This window comes from Bacillota bacterium (genome assembly GCA_012839765.1).
Lineage (GTDB): Bacteria > Bacillota > Limnochordia > DUMW01 > DUMW01 > DUMW01.
Genome location: DUMW01000066.1, coordinates 39,667 through 60,101 on the forward strand (window position 1 = coordinate 39,667; position 20,435 = coordinate 60,101).

Annotated in this window: 14 protein-coding genes; all 14 read right to left on the reverse strand. The window is 54.6% G+C overall.

Going from position 1 to position 20,435, the window contains the following annotated elements; genetic code table 11:
* Positions 1–115 precede the first annotated feature (115 nt).
* Positions 116–1,162 (reverse strand): hypothetical protein, encoded by a 1,047-nt coding sequence (locus tag GXX57_06685; GenBank protein ID HHV44335.1) that lies wholly within the window; start codon positions 1,160–1,162, stop codon positions 116–118.
* Between the two features lie 307 nt (positions 1,163–1,469).
* Positions 1,470–1,736, reverse strand: coding sequence for a hypothetical protein (locus GXX57_06690; protein HHV44336.1), 267 nt, complete (start codon positions 1,734–1,736; stop codon positions 1,470–1,472).
* Positions 1,737–1,823: 87 nt separating this feature from the next.
* Entirely contained in the window at positions 1,824–2,375 is a 552-nt protein-coding gene (locus tag GXX57_06695) for a hypothetical protein (GenBank protein ID HHV44337.1), read from the reverse strand.
* Positions 2,376–2,401: 26 nt separating this feature from the next.
* Positions 2,402–6,016, reverse strand: a complete 3,615-nt coding sequence (locus tag GXX57_06700; protein ID HHV44338.1) for a hypothetical protein — start codon at positions 6,014–6,016, stop codon at positions 2,402–2,404.
* Positions 6,017–6,117: 101 nt separating this feature from the next.
* Positions 6,118–7,185 (reverse strand): hypothetical protein, encoded by a 1,068-nt coding sequence (locus tag GXX57_06705; protein ID HHV44339.1) that lies wholly within the window; start codon positions 7,183–7,185, stop codon positions 6,118–6,120.
* Between the two features lie 74 nt (positions 7,186–7,259).
* A complete protein-coding gene (locus GXX57_06710; GenBank protein ID HHV44340.1) occupies positions 7,260–8,327 on the reverse strand; it encodes a hypothetical protein in 1,068 nt (355 codons plus the stop codon).
* Positions 8,328–8,345: 18 nt separating this feature from the next.
* A complete protein-coding gene (locus GXX57_06715) occupies positions 8,346–9,596 on the reverse strand; it encodes a sugar ABC transporter substrate-binding protein (GenBank protein ID HHV44341.1) in 1,251 nt (416 codons plus the stop codon).
* Between the two features lie 50 nt (positions 9,597–9,646).
* Positions 9,647–11,317, reverse strand: a complete 1,671-nt coding sequence (locus GXX57_06720; protein HHV44342.1) for a hypothetical protein — start codon at positions 11,315–11,317, stop codon at positions 9,647–9,649.
* A 64-nt stretch (positions 11,318–11,381) separates the two neighbouring features.
* Positions 11,382–12,677, reverse strand: coding sequence for an extracellular solute-binding protein (locus GXX57_06725; protein HHV44343.1), 1,296 nt, complete (start codon positions 12,675–12,677; stop codon positions 11,382–11,384).
* A gap of 149 nt (positions 12,678–12,826) precedes the next feature.
* Entirely contained in the window at positions 12,827–15,142 is a 2,316-nt protein-coding gene (locus GXX57_06730) for a hypothetical protein (GenBank protein HHV44344.1), read from the reverse strand.
* 53 nt (positions 15,143–15,195) lie between these two features.
* Positions 15,196–15,876 (reverse strand): hypothetical protein, encoded by a 681-nt coding sequence (locus tag GXX57_06735; protein ID HHV44345.1) that lies wholly within the window; start codon positions 15,874–15,876, stop codon positions 15,196–15,198.
* Between the two features lie 99 nt (positions 15,877–15,975).
* Positions 15,976–18,537 (reverse strand): hypothetical protein, encoded by a 2,562-nt coding sequence (locus GXX57_06740; GenBank protein HHV44346.1) that lies wholly within the window; start codon positions 18,535–18,537, stop codon positions 15,976–15,978.
* Positions 18,538–18,555: 18 nt separating this feature from the next.
* Positions 18,556–19,794 (reverse strand): sugar ABC transporter substrate-binding protein, encoded by a 1,239-nt coding sequence (locus GXX57_06745; GenBank protein ID HHV44347.1) that lies wholly within the window; start codon positions 19,792–19,794, stop codon positions 18,556–18,558.
* Positions 19,795–19,858: 64 nt separating this feature from the next.
* On the reverse strand, positions 19,859–20,365 hold the full coding sequence (locus GXX57_06750) for a substrate-binding domain-containing protein (protein ID HHV44348.1): 507 nt from the start codon (positions 20,363–20,365) through the stop codon (positions 19,859–19,861).
* Positions 20,366–20,435: the final 70 nt, after the last annotated feature.

Here is a 20,435-nt window from a genome sequence, read left to right on the forward strand (position 1 = left end):
GGATACCAGGTGCGCCACCCGTAGGTCCTGTGTTTTCTGGTGGCCCCGCCGCTGGTCTTCACCATAGGATGATTCATTACTAGTTCTGTTTTACTTCCCCTGGGAAAAGACTTGCTTATTGTCCTTCCAAGCGGGCGATTTCGGTACAGGCCCACATTAACGGTGCCACCCCGTGGAGATCTCCAGTCCTGGTGGGCCTGGTCAGGTAATATTCTAAGGTGTAGCCCACGTTGGTACCGATACACACATTGGTGAGTTGACCTTGGTCATCCAATTTGGCCTGTAATCCGGCAAAGCCCGCCAAGGCTGCTTCTTTGAATGCTTCGAGCATGGCTTCTGGAGCCCAGCGGTGATTGTAGCCCGCGGCCAGGGCATAGACAAACATGGCCGTTGATGATGTTTCGGCGTAGGATTCGGGATGATCGATCAACTGGTGCCACATTCCCGCTTCATCTTGGTAGGGCAGGATGCTCATCATGAAGTCTTGGTACATTGCCAACAGGGTTCTATAACCGGGGAAATCCTCGGGGATGGTTTTTAGTACCTCCACCAGGGCCACCGCGACCCAACCATTGGCCCTACCCCAACTAAAGGCTGAGTCCTGGGTGTGCTGAAAAAGGCCGTTGTCTTTCTGCAAAGCTTCTTTATAGGCGGTAAACTGATTCACCACCAGGGTGAGATAGGAATCCCGTTGTAATAACACCCCCGCCAAGGCTACCAGTGGACAGGTCATATAAAGATCATCGGCCCAAAACCGACTGTGTTTCATGATGGTGTCAGTTCCGCCCACCAGGTCGATGACGCTACGGTAGGCCAGGTGCAGGTACTGGGTATCGCCGGTTAAACGGTATAGCTCCAACATAACCAAGGCAGGCATGTCCTTATCCACATGGCCCGTGGGGATCTGGGAGGAGTGGAAACCCGCCGCCCACTCTTGCACAATCCTTAGGTACTCTTCTTCGCCGGTGAGTTCATAGACCTTAAGCCCCCCGATCAAAGCAATGGCATCGGAGTAAAACCAAGTGTAGTCGGTCCTCAAGTACTGCTTGGCTAAGGTATGGGCTAGGTCCCAGGCCTCTTTGGTTACCGTTGTCTTGGCAGAAAGGGGTACCACCAGGCCCAAAAGCGATAGCAGTAACATGGTCACTATGATTCTTTTCAAGGATTACACTCCTTCCCTTTAATGATGACCCTGCGGAGGGTGCCTTCGGCGGCATCCTTCGGTGGTGTTGTGTACCGGCTGTGTGTGCCAGAGCCCACCCGGGAGGTGAAGCAAGTCGAGGAATTCAGATCACGGTTGACGATCGAACAAAGGCTGAATACTAGAATGTACCCTATGTGGATATCCAGTACATATCGGCTCGGTCTAAATGCACGCCCTTTGGTCGGGACACGGGCAGAACACGATCTTTAACTTGAAGGTGCCCGGTGAAGGGAAAATCCCCCACCGGGCAAACAGGATAGTCCCCTCAGTATTGGGTCACTGCTACAATCTGAATGGTACGGAAATAGTCTTCACCGTAGTCAGACTCCTTACCGATTCGGAAGTATGCCCTTTCGAAGCTGTCTAAAGGTTCCCGGAAAGGCATATCCTGAACGACGGGCGTGCTAAGATCGTCCAGGTAGAGATTAGAGGTCTGACTCTCTACGTCTATGACCAGCCGGACCCGCACCCATTGATCCGGGGGTAGCGTCGTCTTCGTGCCATCTTGAAAACCGACGGCCTTAGGAGACATTGAGAAGTACACGGCCGGCGGCCACTGCTCAAGGAGATAGCAGTGGGTATAGCCGTTTGGTTGTGGCTCCTGGGATACCTGCCAATACTAAAGGTCAACGACGAGCAGTTTGGCATCGGTTTCCAGTAGCTGCTTAGATTTGATATAAGCCAAGGCCCCATGGGTGCCGTGGAGGACCCGTCTGCCATCCATCTCCTTCACTAGCCAGACGGTATCGTCCATAGTGCTGGGAATTTCCAGGATGAAGGACTCCGGTGGTTGTCCGATCTGGTCCCCCACGAAATCCTCATAGAAGACCAGCTCTTCTCCTGCTGTAAACAGGTCGATATCCACCACTACATTCCCCGCCAATGACTCTGGTACCGCGTAGGTCCGCTTGCTATATCCAGGGCTTTCGATCTCTATGGTACTGCCTGGGGTAACGGAGACTTTGTAGTTGCCCTGGGCATCGATGGCAACCGTTTCCTTGCTGCCGACCACCTTTATGGTACCCTGGGTGACTGGTTCCCCGGTTCTCCAGGCCCGGACCTGTCCGGAGACTTCGTAACGTACCGGTTCCGGAATGCCAAGTAAGCAACCTGACATGAGGATGAGGGAGAGTACCAGTAACACACCGCGATGAATCTTCCCCTTTTGCATTGCCGTCGTGCTCCTTTCTGGTATTCTTACTCAACCCGGTAGACCTGGATGGTCTCGGCTTCGATGGACTGGGTAAAGGGCTGTCCGGGGCTGAGGACGATACTCTTCTCCCCGTTATCCAGCTGGATCAGCTTCTGGATGCTGTTAGGCAGCTGGAGGGAAAAGGCGGTGTCCTCTTTTTGGGGGTTACTTACCACCAAATAATCCTCTTTTCCACCGGTGAGTAGGATTGCCTGAATTTCCGCGCTTTCCAGGAACCGTACTTGCTGGTTGACGGTTGCCTTGAACTGTGCCGGATCCCCCTGGCGCCCCACTACCATATTCACCCGGTACTGGTCCCCGGCTTGCCACTGGCGCAGATTACCGGAAGCGTCGGTGATGACCGGTCCCTTCTTTCCACCGGTGGGCTCAAGACGCCAATCGCCAGCTAGGTCAGTAAACAGAAGGTGCATGCTGTTATAGGTCAGCTGTAGGATCTTCCCGTCCTCGGTTACCTGTGGCGTGCCACCCTTGTAGATGGGCAGATACATCCGCATGTATTTGCCGGTGCCGTTCCTGGTGGCCGTTACATTGTGGGAACCTATCAAAAGCCCGTCGTAAAGGACCCACAATTGCTCTACCTGCCAGGGTGCAGTATGGGGACTGCCGCCGGTCCATACTCCCCATTCGAACCCTTGGATCTCATTGTTCACTACCACCACAGTAGTAGGATACTCGATATTTTTCCCGATGGCATGCAGGGCGGTGTTCACCCTTTGGACCGCGATGTTTCCATCGAAGAACTGCTGGATTTGGGGTTCCATGTCCCCGAAGTAGTAGACGTAGTCGTTTTCGTCACGGACCTCAAAGACCACGCCCTCCAGGGCGGCATCGACCTTTGCCCCATCGTCGCTACTGGCGATGGCGGAGACGAAGGTGTCGTTGGCGGAGATGCGCCCGGTGATATAGGTGGTCCAGTTGCCGTTCTTGCGTTGTTGGAAACCGACGATGCTGGGGCTTTCCCGTAGAAAGTCCCGAGGTAGGGATTCCGCCGGCTCCACATCGTTTAGCCAATAGAGACTGTAGGCTAGGAACTGGAGGTTGTTCATGCTGACGAGGTTATCCACAGAAAGCTTCTGGGAGCTGATGAGCTTGGAATAGGGATCGTTAGTTAGGGTGGCAACGATCTCTGCCCCGGCCATGGCTAGATCCACCGAATCGCTCCAGTAATGCTTGATATGGGGGCTCATCCCGTTATCCATGATCCCCGAGGATTCTACGAAATACTTGTAGTAATCCTTGGCCCTGTGGAACTGCTCCACCACTTGGGGATCCCCTGTAAGTTGGTAGTACCTGCCAAGGCAGACCACTACGATCTCTTGGTAGACGGGTACGGGGTTCCAGCCCAAAACGTACTCATAGCCCCCGTCCTCCGCTAACCGCCGGCCGATTTGGGTCACCTTGGTCTTGGCGGTTTCCGACCAGACCTCATTGTCGGTGAGACGACCGGCCAGGGCCATCAGGGCTGCATAGTACGCGTCCATGTTGGGATATCCCCCGCCCCAGGGCATTGGTCGATAGTAGAAGTTTCTGTGTTGGTATTCACAGGCTTGGAGGATCATGGCCAGCCAGTCTACGAACTTCTCTTCGGGCACCTTGTCCGCGATGAGGATCACCGCTTCCAACAAAGGTAGCAGGGTGAAACGATCCACGTTTGTATCGTAGGTGTGCCAGCGACCCTCGGGGGTCAGTTGGTTAGCGAGGAAGTCCAGGCCGTCCACAATCTGACCGAGGATCAGGGGGTTTTGGTATTGCTGGGTACCCGGCATGGCATAGGCCACCGCAAAGGCGAAGACGTAGGTGGCGGTGGTCCGATACTGCCATTCGTCAAGATCGTTGCCGAACTTCCCCTTGGCGCTGCCCACCCTTTGCTGCCGAGACCGGGAGTTTTGTACCTGGACGCTCAGGATGTTTTTTAGCAGTTCAAACCTTTCGGGATCTGTCGCCTTCGACTGTTCCCACAGGGCCAGGGTTTCGGCTCGAAGCTGCAGTGCGTTTTCCAGGGCTTGTTTTTTGATCTGCAAAGCCTGTTCCCGGGCGGCTGCCGCTCCGCCCCGAGGGATGTCCGATTCGGGCAGTTCCCTCAATGACACGTCGTCCCACCAGACGGTGCCCACAGCATACATGTTAAACAGGTCCAGTCGGATCCAGTTGATCCCTTCGGGAATATACACCGTTTGGGTGACCTGGGTCCAATCACCCAGATAGGGGCTAAATCCGTAGATTGTTTCTTTGGCACTGGGGTCCGAACGGTTTTCCAACAGGGAAAACCGGGCTACAGGTCCCTGGATACCCACAGTTTCACCTTCAGCCTCCAAGTCATACCAGCCGGAAAACGCGTATGTTTTGCCGGGCTGGACGGGAATGAACAGGCAGGCGCTTCCCCGCTGGGTATCCGAATCACAGACGATCTTTACCGATTGATTGCCTTGGCGGCTGTGGGTATCATCGATGGAAACTCGCGCACCTGTACCCCAACTGGCCAGCTCCCACCAAACGATACCTACACTCTCAAAGGAGGGATCCGTAAGGAGGTTGTCTTCATCCTTCGGGACCTCTGCCGTCGGCATCACCTGGAGGGAAACATCATCCCACCAGACGGTACCCTCCTGATAGAACATGAAGAAGTCCACCCGCATGGAATAGACCTCATCCGGGATCATGAAGATGCGTTCAAAAAGCTGCCAGTCGCTGGAAGCATCCACTTCCATCATGATGTTCGGTCCACTGGTGGCTTTATCGTCGGGGTAGAAGGTGACCCGGGCCAAGGGACCGCTGCCGGAGCGGTTCTCGGTAACACCTTCGGTTTTGTACCAGGCCCGGATTCGGTAGGTGGTACCCGGTGTCACCGGAAGCCGGTAATCCACTGCGCCCCGATCACTGTCGCTGGGACAAGAAATCTTCACCGAGGCACTGCCGCTGTGGGCAGTGGTCTGATCGATGCTTACCTGGCCTTGGGTGCCCCAGTTGTAGGAACCCCACCCGGCAGGGCGCCCATCTATGATTTCCTCAAAGGAGGGATTGGGGAACAGGTTGGGAATGGAGTCCAAATCCTCGGCGGCGACCAGGGAGAACTCCACATCATCCCACCAGACGGTACCCTGTTGGAATAACATGAAAAGATCCAAACGTATCCAATTGATGCCTTGGGGGACGGTGAAACTGGTTTCCACTAGCTCCCAATCGCTTGTCCCTTTTCCTTGGGCATAGAGGGTGATCTGGGCTTTGGGGTCATCCTTTTCCTGCAGTAGACTGAAGCGGGCCACCGGACCGACATTGGTTCGTAGTTCCGTGATTCCTTCGGTCCGGCACCAACCGCTGAACTGGTAGGTCATCCCCGGGACCACTTGGATGAACAACCCGGCGGTACCCCGGTCTCCATCACTGGGACAGTGGATTTTCACCGAACGGTTGCCGGTATGGGCGATGGTTTCATCGATGGAGACACTAGCGCCAGTTCCCCAGGGGTGAAACTCGGTCCAGCCTAGGGGGCGACCTCCGTCGGTAAGTTCCTCAAAGGAAGGATTGGGCAATAGGTTAATCACTTCTTCTCCCTGGGCTATCCCCAACAAGAGAAGGGAAACTAACAGTGCGATGCCCAAACTGAATCTTCGTTTTTTCCATGTTCGTAACACAGTGTCCGCCCCTTTCTAGGAGAATAACTGGTGCGGTAGACCCCACCACAGGGTGTACCGACCTTGTCTTACGGTAGTGAGATGAAAGCTAACTCCACGTCATCCCACCAGACGGTACCCGGTTGGAAGAACATGAACAGGTCAATCCGCATAGAGTACATCCCTTCGGGTACGGTGAATTCATGGCTGACGTAGGTCCACTCCTGGTTCTTGGGAGCATGGACAAGGATAGTATGCTGGCCGCTGGTGGCCTTGTCATCTTCGTAGAAGAGGATCCGGGCTAAGGGTCCTTTGTCCGGTAAGTCTCCACCCACTACCCCTTCGGTCTTGACCCAGGCGGAGAAACGATAGGTGGCTCCAGGGATCACAAACATCCGATGGTTGACCGCTGCCCGGTCGTCCCCCGAAGGTGCGTGGAGTTTAACGGAGACCTTGCCCTCCTTGGCGGTGGAATCATCAATGGATACCTGGCCCTTGGTGCCCCAATTGTCCCTGCCCCACCGGAGAAGTACACCCTCGTGGATGAGTTCAAAGGAACTGTTGGGAAGCAGATTTGCCTCGTCCCTCAAGAAGAACTCCACATCATCCCACCAGGCTGTACCCTGTTGAAACAGCATGAATAGATCCAGTCGGATCCAGTTGATGCCTGGGGGCACCACAAAGGCCGTTTCCACCAATTCCCAATCGGTAGCACCAGTACCGTGGGCATAGAGGGTGTACTTAGCCGAAGGATCCTCTTTGTTCTCCAAAAGACTGAACCGGGCGACGGGCCCTTTGTTTGTGTATAACCCAATCAGACCTTCGGTCTTGAGCCAGCCTTGGAATTGATAGGTCTGACCGGGCTCCACCGGGAGGAATAGTCCCACGGTGCCGCGATCTGTATCGCTGGGACAGTGGATCTTGACCGAACGGCTGCCGCTGTGGGCCACAGTTTCGTCCACGATGACCGTAGCGCCGGTTCCCCAAGGATGAAACTCGGTCCAGCCTTCGGGCCGGCCCGAGTCCGAGATTTCTTCAAAGGATGGGTTAGGTAACAGGTTACCCAGTGTTTCTCCTTGGGCTATGCCTAGACACAGGAGGGAAATCAAAAGTGGCACAGCCAATCCAAAGGTCTTGTTTCGCACTACGTTTAGCACAGTTTATGCCCCTTTCTACCCTTTCTAAATAGGTGTTTAGGAGCGACAGACCCCAAGGGCCTGCCGCACTTATCTTAAGGCAATGAAACGAAAGCTAGTTGTACGTCATCCCACCAAACGGTACCCTGTTGGTAGTACATGAACAGGTCAATGCGCATGGAGACCATCCCTGCGGGGACGGTGAACTCGTGGCTGACGTAGGTCCAATCTTGGACTTTGGGTACGTGGACCAGGATGCCCTGTTGTCCACTAGTGGCCTGGTCACTCTCGTAAAACAGGATCCGGGCCAGGGGCCCCTTGTCCTCTAGGTCTCCGCCTACCACACCTTCGGTCTTGGCCCAGGCGGAGAAGCGGTAGGTGGCACCGGGGATTACCATGAGCCGATGGTTTACGCCACCCCGGTCCTGGGCCGTAGGAGCATAGATCTTGACAGAATTCGTACCATCCTTGGCGGTGGATTCGTCAATGGACACCTGGGCACCGGTACCCCAATTGTCTTTGCCCCAACGGAAAAGCACTCCGTCTCTAAGGATCTCAAAGGAGCCGTTGGGAAGTAGATTTGCCTGGTTCATCTCAAAGAACTCCACATCGTCCCACCACACTGTACCCTGTTGATACAGCAGGAACAGATCCAGGCGGATCCAATTGATGCCCGGGGGCACTACAAAGGCCGTTTCCACCAGTTCCCAATCAGCAGAGCCTGTACCTTGCCCATAGAGGGTGTACTTGGCCGAGGGATCCTCCTTGTTCTCCAGGAGACTGAACCGGGCTACGGGTCCTTTGTTTGTATAGAATCCGGAAAGGCCTTCGGTCTTGACCCAACCCCGGAATCTATAAGTCTGACCGGGAGTAACTTCGAGAAATAGCGATGCCGACCCGCGATCATCGTCTGTGGGACAATGGATCTTGATCGAGTTATTACCCGTGTGCGCCACAGTAGTGTCTACTTCCACCGTGGCGTTGCTGTTCCACGAAGGCAGCTCTGGCCAACCGGTGGGTTTGCCATTGGACTCCAACCATTCAAAGGAGCTGTTGGGCAGGAGATTATCGGGTTCAGAGGGTTCTTCGGTAATCATAATACAGCCTGCCAAAATCAGGATGGCGATCAGGCCGAGGTAGATCAAAATATCCCGTACTCTCATTGTTCGTCAATCCCCTTTCTAGAAAAGCATTGCTTGCCAAGCTAACAGTTCATTGGTGATGGCCGCCAATTGATCCATGGCTTCTTGGGCCGAAATCTCCCTGGAGAGGGCCACTTGCACATACTGGATAAACAGATCCGAGAAGTCCTCCCAGATGGGCGATGTCTGGGAAGGACGGGCAATCTGCAGTCCGATGTTGTACCCTTCGATATTGAAAGGCCGGTCGGTGGGATTCTGGAACTCGGGACTAAACACCAGCTCCCTGCGGGCAGGTACGATGCTACCCTGGGCGGCCATTCTTGCTTGGGCTTCGGCACTGGTCATGAACTTGACAAATTCCCAGGCCAGTTCCGGATTCTTGCTCTGGCTTGTAATCTGGTAAGCATCACAGCCAAGGGTGGTCACGTGGGCCCCCGGTCCCTTGGGTACGGCGACAATGTCCCAATTGAAGCTTAGTTTACGAAAGTCCGGTACCATCCAAGGTCCGCCCAGATAGAACGCTGTGTTACCATGGGTGAAGTTGGCCTGGGACATCGTCGACCAGGGAGGCAGGGCACCATAGTCCATAGATTCGATGATAAACTCCAACCCTTGGACTATTTCGGGACTGTTCACCAGGGAGGTGGAAAGATCGTCGGAGAACAGCTGGCCACCAAAGGACAAAAGGAAGGGGCTTAGCCGTGTCGGTGTGGGCTCAATTCTCCAACCCCACTGGTTTCTATCGGGATCCGTAAGTCGCCGGGCAGTATTCCGCAACTCGTAGATATCCCAATCCTCCCCAGGGAAAGGTAGGCCGGCGTTGTCTAACATGTCCGTATTGACAAAGAGCGTAAAAGGCTGGATCTCCTTAGGAATGCCGTAGATCTTCCCTTGGTAGGTGTGGGCCTCGATGGCGCTGGGGAAGAAATCTTCCAGGTTAAAGGAAGGATCATTGGCGATGAGATCGTCTAAGGGCAACAGCGCACCCTGGGCCACAAAGGGAATAGACCTTTGGTATTCCATCACCGTCACGTCCGGTGCCGTGCCGGTGGCAAACATGAGGGCCAGTTTCTCCCACCAATCGCCGGTGGCCACTAAAGACACGATCTCTACGTCCACATCGGGGTACAGTTCCTCGAATTCCGCCACCAACTCTTCCACGATGGTCAGCTCGCCAGATATACCCTTAAATCCAAAGACCAGCTTCTGGGCGGCCTGGACCGAAAGGCTGCCCCACAGGACAAAGAAGGCAGTTATTAGGACAGATAGCTTTATGATGCGCCTCTGCATCATGATTCCTCCTTAATATGTTTGTCTGACTTTGATGGTTTTGTAATTGCCTACCCTTCCAACACCCACCTCCTAACTTCCCGGGCGGTGGCTGGTTTGGTACGGAGACGCAGGGTCAATCCTGCCCCGGGCCAAGCCCATTGGCCCTCTCCGCCGGAGATTTCCGGCTCAGCTTCCCCTACGGCCAGGGCGAAGGTAATGTAAGCTGCGGACAGGGCGTTGAAATTGATGCTTTTTTCTTCTCCGTGATAAAGCACCACATCCAGGTATTTTTTCTGGTCCTGTGTTCCTGTTTCACAGGTGACCAGTTCTTCTCCAAAACAGGCCTCTTGGATCTTGAGGCTAATCCTGAAGGGACCATCTTCTATGGCGACTGTCTTTAGCACTTCCACCCTTTCGGGCAGCTGTAGATTCTGGATCGCGCCTCCAAACTCAAAGCGCAGACGGAGATCCTGTGCCCGAATGGTGCCATCTTTTAAACGGTCCAGTCCGATGTGGGTATCCCCCAGATCTGTGGCAAAGCAGATCCCCCCCAGGACCCTGTTGCGGTTCTGTTGGCCGAAAAAAAGGGCCGACGAATAGTCGTAACCGTCATGCAAAAACCGTAGGTGTAGGTACCGAGGGTTGTTTTTGTCTCCCCAATACACTAAGAGGTTTCGTCGTTGGTTCCACATTTCCCCATGGTTGATGGTCCCGAGGCTATACTCCTCCCGATGATAGGTGGTGGCCACCAGAGAGTGGGCGTAGTGTTCCACCACCAGTTCCTCCTGGAGGGAAGTGAAATACGGGATCAGTTCCTCGGGGCAGGGCAATTGTAATCTCAGATCTGCTACGGAAAGGTCCAGTTCCTTAGGGTCTAGGAAGCCGATCCCCGTGGCCCGCTGTAGAAAGGAGATGAAACCTTTGCCGGTCAGGGTGGTGTAGGCCCTGCTGTGGGGGCCGGCCCACTGCCAGGTGGGCGCATGGAAATGCCGGGCCAGATGGCGCCAGGCGTAGAAATACAACTCTTCAACCAGCTGCAGGTCTTCGGGGTCCTGGACATAGGTCAGGATGCGCCCTAGTTCCCGGATAGCCACAAGGGTATAGGTGGGACTGTTGTACTCGGTGAAGCCGTCATGTTGCATGGTGTGGTCATAAAACCGGCGCAGGCGCCCCTTGCCATAGTTGGTGAACTCGGCATTTCCCAACGCTTGACCTGCGGTCAAGGTGACAAAGGTGCCCATGATCGCTATGTTAGTATATTCCGGCCCTACGTTCCGCCGGATAATTGACCGGGAGGCGTGGGCGACGGCCGTTCGTACCCGGGACAATAGCTCCGGCGGGAGTTTGTGTCCATGGTCCAGAAGGATTTCAAGGAGCATTGCCCCGCAGAAATCGGCCCAGTTCCAGTCCGGGGGTGACATCATGCTCAAGGGTTCTTCCAAGAACCAAGACCAAATGCCGTAGGTCTTGCTTTCAGGATCCGTATCCTGTAGTGACAGGATCTTGTCCAAGACCGCGGCAGCGCGCTTTTCCAGCTCCGGTATTTCCGCATCATACAAAGCTACGGCATACTCCAAGGATTGTCGGGTGGGGTGCACTTCACCACCGGTGAGGGTAGTATGGTACCCCGGAGAGGAGAAGGGTAGCTTCAACATGTTTTCCCTTTGATCAAAGCGGCCATGTAGCTTATCTAGTTGTTTTAAGAAAAGCTCTCTTTCCCATTCGTTCATTTTAGGCACGGGTTTCGTCCTCCGTTATTAGGTTCTATGCACGGGCCCAAGGGGGCCCGTGCTCGTATTGCTCCTATCGATCAAAGTAGGCCCGGAGTTCTTCTTGGGCGATATCCCTCTCGGCCATTTCTTGCACCTGCGTCATGGCCACCGCCGGACTGATCGCGTTCGCATAAAAGATCTGCTCTAGCATCTGCTCATAGAGGGTATTCGACAGAAACTCCACCCCACCGGGGGCTCCTGCGGGATTGGGTTTGCCAATGCCCTCGATGTAGTTTTGCATCACCGCCTGCCACATCTCCGACTGGAAGTAGGGATCGGTTACTGCTTCATTGACTACGGGGAAGAAATCGGCGGCGATGCGGTTGTAATCCAGATTCCGCTCTCGGGCCAAGTAGACCATGAACTCGAAGGCGGCCTCCTTGTCGGAAGCAGTCTTGAACATGATCAGGTTTTCTCCGCCCATGTTGGCATAGGGTTGACGGCCGCTGGGGCCAACGGGCGGAAGGAAGGTACCAAGGTTCAGGTTGGGATTACTGCTCAACAGGAAGGAGAAAGACCAGGGACCTTCGGTCAACATGGCTACGGTACCCATGGCCAGACCATCGGTGCCAAGCTTTCCCTCCGGTGCTCCCAAGTATCCCGCCACCCGGAAGTTGTGGGTCAGATCATACAGGTATTCCAAAGTCTCGATCAGGGCCGGATCGGTGTAGTACGCCTCGGTATAATCCTCATTAAAGGAGATCCAACCATTGCGCTCGGCCCAATGGTTGACCGTTCGTGCGTAGCTTCCTCCCAGCCCGCCATGGGTGCGGAAAGAATAGCCCCACCGTTCCAGCTGTCCGTCGGCGGAACGTTGCGTCAGCTTACTGGTGGCAAAGGCAAAGTCATCCCAGGTGGTGGGCACTTCGGCGATGGCCGCCTCTTCAAACAGGTCTTTGTTGTAGATAATGACCTGGGAGTTGGCCCTAAAGGGTAACCCCATCATCTGGCCTCCGTAGATCTGGGCGTCCCAGTGGGCCGGCCAGAAATCAGCAGGATCGATCACGTCACTGTTGGCGATGAATTCATCTAAGGGTTGGATGGCATCGGTCAAAGCTTTGAAGAAGCCGAGATTGCCCATGGTCACATCGGGCCCAACCCCACCGATGATAGCCACGATCCATTGGTCGATCCCCGGGGCCCCCACCACGCGCATCTGCACTTTGATGTCGGGATGTTCCGCCTCAAAGTCTGCAATGAACTGTTCCATGATCTTGACCTGATTATCCGCGCCGTAGAACCAAAAATTGACCGTGCGTTGTGCCGACACCGGTAGACAAATGCAGAACAAGAGTATGAAGCTGATGAGCAACTTTTTGTCTTTCATCTTGTCTCCTCCCGTGTTTCGGCTCCAAGAGCCCTATGGTCCAGACCTTTCCCTGTACTGTACACCTTCAGTGCGGTTCTTGAGCCAATGGTTTAGCGATCACAACAATCCTTGGTTCTAGGCACCACCGTCCAATTACTACTCCCTGTTCACCTCCCCTGTGGAACTACATAAACCTGGAGGGAAAGGGGCGCCAGAGACATATTTTCCGGATCGACCCTTTCACCGGTAATCCGATCCTGTAAATGGGGCCACTTTTCACTCAAATCCAGTTGGACACTGGACAAGGTTGTATTGATCACCGCTAGTTTTCCCGAAGGATAAAGTCGTAAGGTTACGCCCGGCTCTGTCGTAAGCACGGTGCTCTCTCCCACCGGTAGAAGATAGTACTGACACAGAAACTCTTTCCATTGTTGGGGAAAACCCCGGTGGATGGAGGTGTATGCTTCCCTATACAACACCACCGGATCCCCGGCGGCCAAGGCCAGGACTTCGCTGAGGTGACTGTAGGCTGGGCCACCGTGCTCAAAGCTAGGGGCGATCCGGGCATAGGGGAATCCGTCCCAGTTGTATTCTATATACATCGGGCCTACGCTCACCGCCACACCATCCTTGGTGGCACAGGCCGATACATATGCCGGTTCACCGGCATTCCAAGCCTGGTCGATGGGAACCAGTACAAAGACGTTCTCCAACTCCCGGAAGGCGGCGGGGTTCATCCCCCACTCCCGTTCTGTAAGCCAGGTAAGGGGCGACCGCTCTCCTTTGGTAGCCATCCCTTCACTACTAAAGGGGCTATAGTAAAGCTTGGCGTCGTATTGCTGCAGATAATCCGCAATCTGCTGCAAAAACTCAGCTAGCTTCTCATACCACCAGAGCATATAAGGGTGCTGGGCAGCGGCGCCAACGGAAAAGCCGGGCTGATCAAAGGGCAAGGACAGCTCCGCAGCCAAAGTGGCCCGCTTCTCATCGAAAGTATCGCCCGGGATCTGGTTGCCGGTCTCCTGTTCATAGCGCAACAGATCCCGATCCCCAAAGGAAGGGGCGAGGTAGCCGAGCCGGTTCCGCAGATAGATTCCTTTGATCTGTTCTTTGTATTCCTCTGCCGCGTTGAATAGAGTCTCAATGACGTGGATGAGATCATCCACCGCGGCCTGCTCCAGGATATTCACCGCGTGGTAGTAGCCACTACCGTGTCCCCCTACCCGGTGATAGACCTCCTTATAACTCACCCCGAAGGGGGTGATGGCCAGGGCCTCCGCCGGGATATTCGTGCTTCCGCCGTACTCAATGCGGGGAATTACCGCCATCTGATGCTCTGCCGCGATCCTTAGTAGATCCCGCAGGCCGAGGAAACTGGCGCTGGGGTAGGTGTTCCATGGGATCAGGTTAGGTGAGATTGCGTTGGCGCCGTAGGTCCTGGCTTTTACGATCTCCGTTTCCCAACTGTAACGGGGTCCCTCCACGGTCCAGATGTGCATTCTCTCGGAACTGGTCCGCAGGTCGTCCAGTAGCGGATCGAAGAGCACGTCATAGTCAGGGAGGTCGTACAACCGCAAGGTCTTGACCGCAATCCCATTATTTGTGGGATCATTTCCTTTGTTAAGGAAGTAGAGCCAAATCCCGTTGCTGAGCGGTCCCTTGTGGTGAAAGCCCACCTGGGGCCAGGCTATGATCCAATAACTGGAAAAGCCTCCGCTCAAGGGGAATTCCTGGCGGTTTTCCGGTGTGTAGGTCCGTTCGTCCTCCGTTTGGTAGACTCCCGTGTGGAAGGCCAGGTGTCCGCCGGTTTGGGCGCCGCCCACATCCAGTAGGGCCATCAGGTAAGCCCGGGGTACATCCTCGGGATAGACCACTTCAATCAGGTAGGGTTTTTCCTCGAGATATCCCCTGCCCAACCGATAACCAAACCAGGCGTTGGCTCCCTTGGCGAACCGAACCTGTTCCCCAAGGCAAGGCCCCACATAGATGAATTGGCCCCCTTCCTCGTAACAGTACTTTTCCGTGGGTTCTGCTAGATCGATCTCATCGATGATGGGTAACGGTCCAAAGGGGGTTATCCCCTCGCCAAAGGATAAGGGTGCCAGGGCCGGTATGGCATTGAGTTTCAGATTCTGTACCTGTTTACGGGCGATGATCTGTCCTGCCTGGAGTACTTCGATGTCCACATCTACTCCCCGGGCAAAGCTGGCAAAACCGCCGGCGAGGTCTATGCTTACCTTTGGCCGACCAAACTCCAAAGTACCATGCCATGTATACTCAGTCTCGCTCAGCCTCACCCGGACGGTGGCCGCGTCGATAGCTTCCGTATTCATGAAGGGTATCTCCAAAGAAACCTCGATCTCGTCAAGATACTCCTTCAATCCCTCTTTGGTGAGCAAAGCGGGTTGACCGATGAAGACATCGGCAAAGGCCGTACCGGTGAAAAGTAACACCGTGAACAAAGCGATGAACCAGTGGCGCACGCTGGTACCCCTCCTTTCCCTTAAGGTCTGGTGAGTGACCGGATTTACTCCGGTCACTCCTCTTCCACCGAAACCCTGATCCGTCCAAAGTCATAACCTGCATAATTATGACGGTCTACGATGACCAGCTGGTTAAACTCACCGAGGGGTACACCGGTAAGGTCGCCACTGGCGATCCTTCCACTGGCCACCTGCATACCATCCCGGTACAGCCAAAGACTTCCGTTGCGTTCAATGACGAACTTGATGGTAATCCACTCGCTTGTCTGATCCTCCTGATAGCCGGGAGTAAGTTTCAGCGTAGAGGAGGAATCACGGTAGATGTTGATGAATTGGTACTTCCAATCCATGATGCCTGCATAGACGTGGATTCCATAGCCGTCCCGGGTGTCCTTGTTCAGCAGATACAGTTTGAAGTACCCGTTGGGAGAATACCGGTGGAGGCGGTAGTCCAGTTCTACGATGATCTTTGTCACATTACTGGTGGGCCCTAAGACAACCGTGGGAATTTCCCTTTGCGCGGTGGCGTTTTCCACTCCCATTGGTGCTCGCAAGAAACCGTTATCTTCTTCATGGTACTCCCACTCCGCCTGGGTGCCGGGAATGAACAGCTCCCAGGGGGTGAGGGAATCAGAGGTGAGATCGTCCTCAAAAACAACTGCCGACTGGGCTGAGGCTACTGCGACACTCCACAACAGAACAAACATGATGATAGACCACCTGTTTTTTCTCATCTCCCCTTCTCCCTTCTGAACAAGATTCTTCCCAGGATTTGCATCCCTTGCTTAGCAAAGGAGTATTACCGCAAGCCCAAAGCTGTGGCAGGACATCACCTACTCATCTAGGGCCACAATGTACAAATTGGCCCAGTAATCCTGTCCATAACCTTCCTCTTTCCCCAGGCGGAAATAGGTATTGTTCAGATTGTCGATGGGAGTCCGGAAGGGGATCCCCTCCTTTACTGGGGTGGACAGGTCGTTTACGTAAAGATCTGCCGTATTTGTTCTTCCATGGAGGATCATCCGTACCCGAATGAAGTCCCCCGTGGGCACGCTCACCTTTGTTCCGTCGGAAAAGGAGATGGTATCCTTCAGCATCGTAAAGTGGAAGGCCGGGGGCCAATCCCGCAGGAGGTAACCATGGGTGTTGGTGCTGGTGTTTCCCGCCGGACCGGCAAGGTAGTAGAAGTCGATGGCCACCTTATCCGCGGTGATGGTCATCGGGTTGGTTCGGATGTAGGCCAGTTCCCCTGGTCCGCCCCAGAGTACCGGTCGGCTGTACACACGGCCCACCTGCCAGACGGCTTCCGACATGGTGCTGGGGTTTTCCAGGCCGAAAGAGGGCGGTAACTTACCCGTGGCATATCCTTCGAAGTTGGCCGCAAAGACCAGCTCTTCCCCGGTTTGGAAAAGATCGATATCGATCACCACATTGCCCACAAGCGCGTCCGTTAGGGCAATGGTCCTGGGGCTATAACCCGGGGCGCTCACCTCTAAGGTGGCACCGGCGGGCAGTGATAGATCGAAGTAACCTTCGTTATTTACTGTATAGGTTTCCTCGGTATCTACGACCAACAAGGTGGCCTCCGGTACCGGTTCTCCTGTCCGCCAACTGCGTACCTGACCACGTAGATTGACGTTGTCTTCCCTCTGCACCATTAAAGATGATACGTCGGCCCAAACCAATCGGGTCCCTGCGGCATCGGATTGGGCCCAATAGACATGGGTTCCATTGGGTGCAAAGGCCGGGTGGGGATGGTCCGAGGAACCCCGTTGCCACTGGTTTCTGGCAATGCGATAGATCTTACCTGTTTCCAGATGAACCAGGAGAATATCTCCCTGGTGGGTGTCGGTCACCGCCCACTGGCCATCGGGACTGGGGGAGGCGTGCCAGATAACGGGTAGTCCCTGGGCGGAATCGCTATAGGCCCGCCCTACTCCCAGGCGGTCGGTGGTGATGGACCAATCGGGATAGTCTTCCACCACCGCCCGAGCACGCAGCTCCTTGGCCGCGGGTGAGAGAATCTGATCCGAGTCGCCGGATACGGGGGTGATCAACCGAAAACCCGTATTATCCTTGTCGATGATCCCAAGTCCAATGGGATGTAGCACAAAGGTGACAAAGGTGCCGTCATAGGACCAGCACTCGTGGGTAACCCAGTCTTCGGGCCGCTGATCGTATAAGGGACGTAGACCACTGCCGTCGGTATTGATTAGCCACATTCGCTGGGGGATCATCCAGTCACCCCGCTGGTCGCAGAACATCAGGGTTTCATCCTCCGCCGGATTCCCCTGCAGATGGGTAATCCATTGGAAAGGAAGATCCCCTAGGGATTCCACGGTGCCAGAGACTAGATCCACCTTCAAAATGTGGTACTTCCCTGTCAGCCTTTCCACCGCGGGTAAATATAGGGCGTTGTCGCTTTTGGTGAAGGTGGGATGGCCGAGGTTCGTCCATTGGGCGTCGAACCTGGTTACAGGGGTCATGTTCTCCCCGCTGGGGAAATCTACGGAAAACAGGAAGCTTCCACGAACATAATATAGCTTGGTACCCGAAGGATTCAGACAACAGCTGCCGGTACCTACCCCCGGCACAAGCATCCGTTCTTGGCCGGTGGTGAGATCCAATACGTAAATACTGGTTACTCCTGCCCGTTGTCCTTGATACCAGAGGTAATTACTATCAGGGGAAAAGGCCCGATGGGTATAATACACGTGATTGTCCCTTGGACCGGGGGTAAGGACTTCTACTGGCACGGGTGCCTCTTCAATGAGCACTTGCACTTGGGTAGCCTCCTTTACTGCGGATGCATCGGCGGGGCGCACCACAACATCATCAAACCATACCTTGCCGGTACCTCCGCCGCTTAGACGTACGCGAATGCAAACTGTATCAGGATCGGTGACTATTACGTCCTCTAAAAGAACCCAATCGGTGTTGCCCCGGACCCGCGTACCAGAAGGATAGAGATAGCTTCTGGTTTGGGCGTTTTCATCGGGGGAACTGTGTTGTTGGATATCCAAAGCGCCCCAGGTTTGATCGTCGCCTTCCACTTTTATGGCCACCGAAACATATAGGGCCTGATTGCCACCCACGGGCAAGGGATCGGTGGTACGGTTGTCTGGAATTCCCGGGTAGTGGGCAGACCAGTCCTTTGTTCCTGTGTTGTGGATGAGCAGGGATTTGTTGCCACTGAAGCTGGTACTGTCATCCACGTAAATCTGGCCCAGGCCCCGTTCCCTTTCCCAAAGTTCCCAGGATTCAGGGGTCTCTCCCACTGCGAAGGCTTCAAAGTCACCATTCTGCACAAGGTTTTCCTCGGCCGAAACCATGCCGGCCGAGAAGACGAGGAGAAAAACAAGGAGTATTCCAAGGATGTTACACAATCTGCCCATGCTATTCCCTCCCGTTTTTTACTGGAATGTGAAGATGAGGTTTGTTTCAAAGGCTAACTGTCCCAATGCCTGGGAGGGACTCATCAGCCCGGACAAAGCCAAGTTCATTTGTCGTTGGAAGATCTCTTGGAAGTCTTCCCAATAGAGGTTTACCGGTGAAGGCTTGGCGATCTCAAAACCGACGTTATATGCCTCCACGTTGTAGGGACGATTTGTGGGGTTTTGGAATTCCGGCCCGGCCACAAGTTCGGTGAGCGAAGGGATCACGTGCCCTAGTTCTACCATCTTCGCTTGCGCGTAGGGCCCCGCCAGGAACTTGACGAACCGCCAGGCGGCATCCACATGGGCTGTCTGTCGGGAAATAAGGTAGGCGTCGGAACCGAGGGTAGTCCCCCATCCTCCGGGGCCCTTGGGCACTACGGCAATGTCCCAGTCGAAGGAAAGCTTCCGGAAGTCCGGCACCATCCAGGGCCCACCTAGATAGAAGCCGACATTGGCGTTCTCAAAGCGCGGGCTGACGGTCAAAGGCGCCAGGGCGTTGTATGTATGCATGGCATCGTACAGGAACTGAAGGGCGTCAATGGCTTTTTGATCATCGAGCAGACACTGGGTGCGGGTTGCATCGAGGAACTCTGCCCCGAAGGCGTGGAAAAATGGTGCCAATCGGGTGAGGGTGATATCCACTCGCCAACCCCAGATGTCCATGACCCCATCTCCGGAGGTATCGAAGCTCATCTTTCGGGCCAGATCCTGCATTTCATAGATGTCCCAATCGGTGGTGGGATAGGCCAAACCTGCTCGGTTTAGTTCATCCTTGTTGACAAAGAGAGTGAAGGGTTGGATTTCCCGGGGGATCCCATAGAGCCTTCCTTCGTAGGTATGGGCGTTCACCGCCGCGGGAATATAGTCATCCAGGGAAAAGGTCTGATCCTGTTTGATCAGTTCATCGAGGGGCATGAAGACGTTCTGGATAATCAATGGGATCGATTGTTGGTACTCCATCACACAAACATCGGGGGTTGTTCCGCCAATGGTCATCACCAAGAGCTGATCCAACCAATCTCCACCGCCGACGAGGTTGATCAAGGTCACTTCCACGTCAGGATTGAGCCGCTGGAACTCAGCAATTAGTTCATGGTAAATCTCCAACTCTCCCTGGATACCCTTGAAGCCGAAGGTGATCTGGGTCACCTGGGCGTGGGTGGGTATCACCGCCAATAGCAATGCGACCAGAACCAGCTTACTTACTTGTCTCATGGCTAGCCTCCTTCCTTGGCGGTTCATCTTTGGATGGTTTGACCTCCCTGTTTTGGAAACAGATTTACTTGCAGCCGCAGGATCTTCTGAGAATGAGTTTACCGGGTACGTGTAAGTTGCCGAAGGCCAGTTCACCGGAAACCAGGTTTCTCAGCAGATCCCCAGCGATCTCCCCGATCCGATGGGCCGGCACATCAATGGTGCTCAGACCTGGTTTGCATTCAGCTCCCACCGCGAGATTGTCACAGCCAAACACGGCCACATCCGCGGGTACCCGAAGCTGCATTTTCTGCAAACACTGGATCACGTTCACCCCGATCACGTCGTTTTCTGCCAGGATTGCCCTAACTTCTTTCGCGACCTTTGTGACTTGGTGCTCTAGACTCTTGGATTTGGAGATACCGATTTCTCGAAGGGTTCCACCTCCCTTGGCAATGGCTTCTTGACAACCTTTGAGGCGCATCTTAGACCAGGTGGTCATCGGCTCTGCATAAATGTATGCAAAGTCTTTATATCCGCCTTGACCCCCTAGTTTTGGAGAATATGCTTGTACTTCATCTACATATCGCATGATTGCTTCGTATTTCTACCAGTTGCACTTTTTACTCATCTTAGGCGGCCTTGAGTGCTTCTTTGGTATG